Origin of the sequence: Acinetobacter calcoaceticus (assembly GCF_051947995.1) — a bacterium.
Classification (GTDB): Bacteria; Pseudomonadota; Gammaproteobacteria; order Pseudomonadales; family Moraxellaceae; genus Acinetobacter.
Window position 1 is genome coordinate 1 of record NZ_JBLVVH010000078.1, and the last position, 211, is coordinate 211.

The window sequence follows — 211 nt, forward strand, 5'->3', positions numbered from 1 at the left end:
GCGGTGAGCGCCGGCACCGGTGCGGGCGCCGTCGAGGAAGTGCTGGGCGCCGGCCAGCAGGTCGGCTTCGCCGACGGCAAGCTGGGCCGGCCCGTGGCCATCGACGCCGCCGCCGCGCTGGCCTGGCGCCAGGGTTGGCTGAGCTTCTACCGGCGGCCGCTGGCAGAAGTGCTCGACGAACTCGCTCGCTACTACCCCGGACGCATTCTCC

Annotated in this window: 1 pseudogene; it reads left to right on the top strand. The window is 74.4% G+C overall.

Annotated elements, in window-relative coordinates:
• Nucleotides 1-211, top strand: a pseudogene (locus ACNQO6_RS18630) (hypothetical protein); the annotation flags it as partial.